The following is a 4,262-nucleotide window of genomic DNA, read 5'->3' as shown; positions in this document are numbered from 1 at the left end:
ATCCCGCCAACCGTCGACTTCGAGGGTGCCGCTCTCGCACTGAAGATCACTGCGGCTCAGATACGCTGTCCCGGTGCCTATCTGAGGTCACTTTGTCTTCGGCAGAGGAAGCAGGCCGTTGGGGGGATCGTGTCGGCCGGACCGGACAGGTCCTGTCTCGCGGCCGCCGGGCGGGCCGGGGCGGTCAGTCGAGGTCAGTGGTCCCGGACGCGGAGCACATCCAGCCGAGGCTGACAGGGGACTTCCTCTCCGTCAGCCGTTCCGCCTGACCCGGGTAATGGGCGTCGTTGACCAAGTCGATCACTCCCCCACGCGCGGGAACGAGTCGGGGTCGGCATCCACGTTCCAGCGTGTTTTCTTCGACGGGAACGGCAAGGGCATCAACGACCACGCCGCAGGCATCACCAAGGTGAAGAACAGCAAGGCCTACGTCACTGCCCACGACAAAAACCGGCTCGACAAGCCGCTCAACGAGTGCCTGACGGGCTCCAACAAGGGAACCGACCACTCGATCATCCGCGTCAAGCCAAACTGGTATCGAGGGGAAGATGCGTATGAAGAAGCGGGGCAGCCTGCTGTGCGGTGGCGTACTCGTCGTGGCCGGGATCGCCGCAGCGGTGTGGTGGAACTGGTTGCGGGCACCCTACGCCCTGGCCACTTCACCGAAGGTTTATGTGACGGTGCGTGTGGAGAAGTCCGTGTACCCCGACGTGCAGGAGACGGCCGAGGATGTCGACACCCTCATCCGGATCTATGTGCAACGGCTCAAAGACGGCGATGCCAAGGGACTCGCCGAGCTCGCCGGGCCGGCCTACAAACAGCCCGGACCGGCCGCAGCCAAGTATGTGCGCGAGTACGGCGAAGCAGCGAGCGGGCAGGTCGAGGTCACTGTGCTGGAGGGGTCCGTCGACTACTTCAACCCGGTGACGGTGGCGTACGAGGAGACCGGCCAGCGGCAGAACTTGCTGTTGGTCAAGGATGACGGACACTGGTGGATCGGCCTCGGCGACGGCGATCCGGCAGCCGGCAAGTAACGACAGTCGCGGAAGGGGCCCGGAGGTTGCTTCACCCGCCCCCCCGGGCCCCTTCGCCGTCTTCCGGCCCCGCCAGGCGGGGTAAAACCATCTCCTTACCCTCCACCGGCGAATTCCGGCTGCCCTACGTCGGAGGCAACCGCCGCGTCGAAGGACTGCGGCGAGAGGAAGTCGCGATGCTCGCCGGCCTCAGCGTCGAGTACTACACCCGCATCGAGCGCGGCCAACTCGGCGGCGCGTCCGAGAGCGTCCTCGATGCGATCGCCCGTGCACTGAAACTCGACGACGACGAGCGCGCCCACCTGTACGACCTGGCACGCAACGTCGCGCCCGGCGCACGCCGCAAACGCCCCCAGCGCACCTCCCCCATCACCGCGTCCGTGCAGCAGGTCCTCGAGTCCATGAGCGTGCCCGCCGTCGTCCAGAACGGACGTCTCGACCTCCTCGCGGCCAACGACCTGGGGCGTGCGCTGTACGCCGACCTGTTCACCATGGTCCAGCAGCCACCGAACCTCGCCAGATACGTGTTCCTCGACCAACGTGCGGAGGCCTACTACGCCGACCTCGACGAGGCGAAGGACCAGGTGGTCGCGATACTCCGCGCGACCGCCGGGCGCGACCCGCTGGACCGGCAGGTGACCGAACTGATCGGCGAGCTCTCCACGCGCAGCACCGATTTCAGCACCCGCTGGGCCAAGCACAACGTGCGTCGGCACTCGCGTGGACGCAAGGTCGTCCACCACCCGGCCGTCGGCAGGATGCACCTCGCGTACGACGACTTCGCCCTGCCCGGCGACCCACACGTCTCCATAACCACCTACACCGCGGATCCCGGTACGCCCAGCGCCGACGCTCTCACCCTGCTGGCGAACTGGGCCGATACGCACAAGCAGCCGCAGACGGCCATCGACGAAGTACGACCCCATCGCCCTCGTCGCCCTTAGGTGCTCGATCTGCACGGCCGGTCACCTCCCGCCCGTCGTGGTCCGCCGCGACGGCACGGTCCACGGACCGTGGCTCGACTGCGATCCGCCACTGGACGCGGATGATGTCCCTTCGAGACGCATGAACTGAACTTGCCTCACCCCGAGGGCACTCCCACCGCCTCCAGTAACGTCCTTCGCGACGGAGCACGCACCAGCGCTCCTGCCTGGTCCAGGTCAGCGGCGGCCAACCCTCTCCGCGGCCTGGTCCTTCAAGGCCGCACGCCTGGAGCGGACCTGACTCGGGGACAGGTCGCTGGCCCGTACCAGCTGAGGTGACTCAAGGCCGGCGGGTCTGGCCTCGAACAGCACGAACCGCAGGGTGTCCGCGTGGCGTCTGGCCGCATCACCTCGTCGCCGTGAGGCGCGGGGCATCCTCATTCGCCATTGAGCGGACGGGCCAGTTCGTCGTCGACGTCGACCTTGCCGGTGTCCACGGCCGTTTTCGACCGGGTGGCCAGATGCCCCAGACCTGCGACCACATCGATGTACCGGACATCACTGCTCCTCGCTGCTGCCGGAGTGGAGCACGGCCTCCGCGATCTCCCGCACGCGGTCCAGGGTGATCCCCGCACGCTGTTCGACGGCGAGGGGATGGTCGGTGGGCTCCAGTTCGACGTAGGGGCGCTCGCCAACCGGGCGGGTGTGGACGTGGGTCTTGAGATTGAGCGTCGTGGGCGAGTAGACCGGCAGATCAGTGGTCAGCCAGCCGAAGTACGGCTTCTCGGCCTCCCGGCCGAGCGTGTCCCACAGGTCCGCCGAGCGGGAGAAGTTCTCGCGGCTGAGCGAGACCCAGACACCCCAGGAGAACACCTCGTCGCTACCGACGATCGGTATCTCGATCATGCCCTTCACGAAGTAATGCTGCGCATGGACCACGCACTGGTCCGAGGAAAGCAGGCAGTCGTCGGCGACGGCGAACGCCGGATCCCACACAGCCGGGGCCTCGGCCGAGTAGTTCATCGGCAGCTCAGAGTGGTGGGCACCGCAGCACGAGCAGGTGAATCCGAGATCACTGGTCATGGCACTGGAGCCTAGTGACGGGTTCAGACACCGCCTCGGGCAGGAGCCCCTCCCGTCCCGCTGCCCTACAGGGCGCTCGGTCACAACCGGTGTGACCGAGCCCCAGAGCTGGCCTGGTTGGACAACATCAATGCACAGCACCGGCTGGCCCACCCGGTGCGAACCGGGTCACCACCGCGCGCGCAACACCCCGTCGCTGTCGGGCAGGACGGCGCAGAGCAGCGGGGTGCATTCGTCGACGCACAGAGGCAGGGCGCAGGCCGCCCGCGCGCCGGCCACCAGGGCGGCGAGCTGCTGGTGCTCAGGGTCGTCGACGATCGCGTGGCTGATCGTCCCGTCCTGCGCTTCCCAGACGAGCTCCATGGAGCCCTCCTCGGGCAGCGCGGCGAGGGCCGCGCCGACGTCAGGGGTCAGATCGGGCCAGACGGTGAGTAGGGCGCGCGGGCTGAGACCGGCGCGCACTGTGTCGAGGTTGGCGGGTGCCTTCTGGGCGAGCGGCGCAGGCCACGTCGACGGAGCTGTTCTAGTTGGCCTGCCTGGCCAACTACGTGCTCAGCCCTCAGTGGAACCAGACGACGAGGCGTACGTTCTCGGCTCCGTGGACTTCGCTGAGCGTTCGCATCACGCTCCAGACCGGTCCCCATCGGCTTTCGTCTCCTGCGACGGCGACTATCCCCCAGGAGGAGGTGCGGGCAAGCGTCGGCTGCGCGGCGCGCGGGGGCATCCGGGTCCCGGCCCGCACCACCGACCGATGGCCTACGCGGCTGCCGACAATGGCCGCAGGCGTTGCGCGACGCCGTGTAGACGGCAGGGGCGCAGCGCCACTACCACCGGGTCGCCCGAGCGGTTCACGGCCGTCCTTTCTCGACCGTGTACTGTCCAAGCGCATGCGGCAGATCGCCACTGCCATCGGCCTCGAGAGCGGCCACGACCCGGACGGTTCGGTCGCCGCCTGGATCTGGACGGTTGGGAAATGGACGCCCCACCGCTACCAGGACCAGGTCTACCTCTCCTTCATATACGCCGCCGCCGAACAGCTGGCCGCAGGGGACACATGGCCGCCTCGTCCCGCTGCGCACCTGCTCAAATGTGCGTTGTTCACCACCGTCTAAGGAGACATCCGACTAGCAGCACCACAGCGCGAGCCGTTCACAGCCCTGCTTCCACGAGCCTGCGCAGCTGGCTGGTGAACTCCCTGATCTGTGGATCGAGCTCATCCGGC

Annotated in this window: 5 protein-coding genes and 1 pseudogene; 3 read left to right on the top strand and 3 right to left on the bottom strand. The window is 67.6% G+C overall.

Features of this window, described 5'->3' with window-relative positions:
• The first annotated feature begins 554 nt into the window (after positions 1–554).
• Entirely contained in the window at positions 555–1,034 is a 480-nt protein-coding gene (locus ABT116_RS40170) for a hypothetical protein (RefSeq protein WP_351644941.1), read from the top strand.
• 176 nt (positions 1,035–1,210) lie between these two features.
• Complete coding sequence (locus tag ABT116_RS40165) at positions 1,211–1,978, top strand: helix-turn-helix transcriptional regulator (RefSeq protein ID WP_502984022.1); 768 nt, start codon at positions 1,211–1,213, stop codon at positions 1,976–1,978.
• Positions 1,979–2,177: 199 nt separating this feature from the next.
• On the opposite strand, the pseudogene ABT116_RS40160 reads toward ABT116_RS40165, so the two are convergent.
• From ABT116_RS40160 to ABT116_RS40150, 3 genes and pseudogenes are all read right to left on the bottom strand, one after another.
• A pseudogene (locus ABT116_RS40160) lies at positions 2,178–2,392 on the bottom strand (RacP protein); the annotation flags it as partial.
• Between the two features lie 123 nt (positions 2,393–2,515).
• Positions 2,516–2,980, bottom strand: a complete 465-nt coding sequence (locus tag ABT116_RS40155; protein ID WP_351644943.1) for a DUF2199 domain-containing protein — start codon at positions 2,978–2,980, stop codon at positions 2,516–2,518.
• 228 nt (positions 2,981–3,208) lie between these two features.
• A complete protein-coding gene (locus ABT116_RS40150; RefSeq protein ID WP_351644936.1) occupies positions 3,209–3,502 on the bottom strand; it encodes a hypothetical protein in 294 nt (97 codons plus the stop codon).
• A gap of 425 nt (positions 3,503–3,927) precedes the next feature.
• Here ABT116_RS40150 and ABT116_RS40145 point away from each other — a divergent pair, with 425 nt between their 5' ends.
• A complete protein-coding gene (locus ABT116_RS40145) occupies positions 3,928–4,152 on the top strand; it encodes a hypothetical protein (RefSeq protein WP_351644933.1) in 225 nt (74 codons plus the stop codon).
• Positions 4,153–4,262 lie beyond the last annotated feature (110 nt).

The organism is Streptomyces sp. NPDC002130 (genome assembly GCF_040296465.1).
Classification (GTDB): Bacteria; Actinomycetota; Actinomycetes; order Streptomycetales; family Streptomycetaceae; genus Streptomyces.
This window is presented reverse-complemented; position numbering and strand designations above follow the sequence as displayed.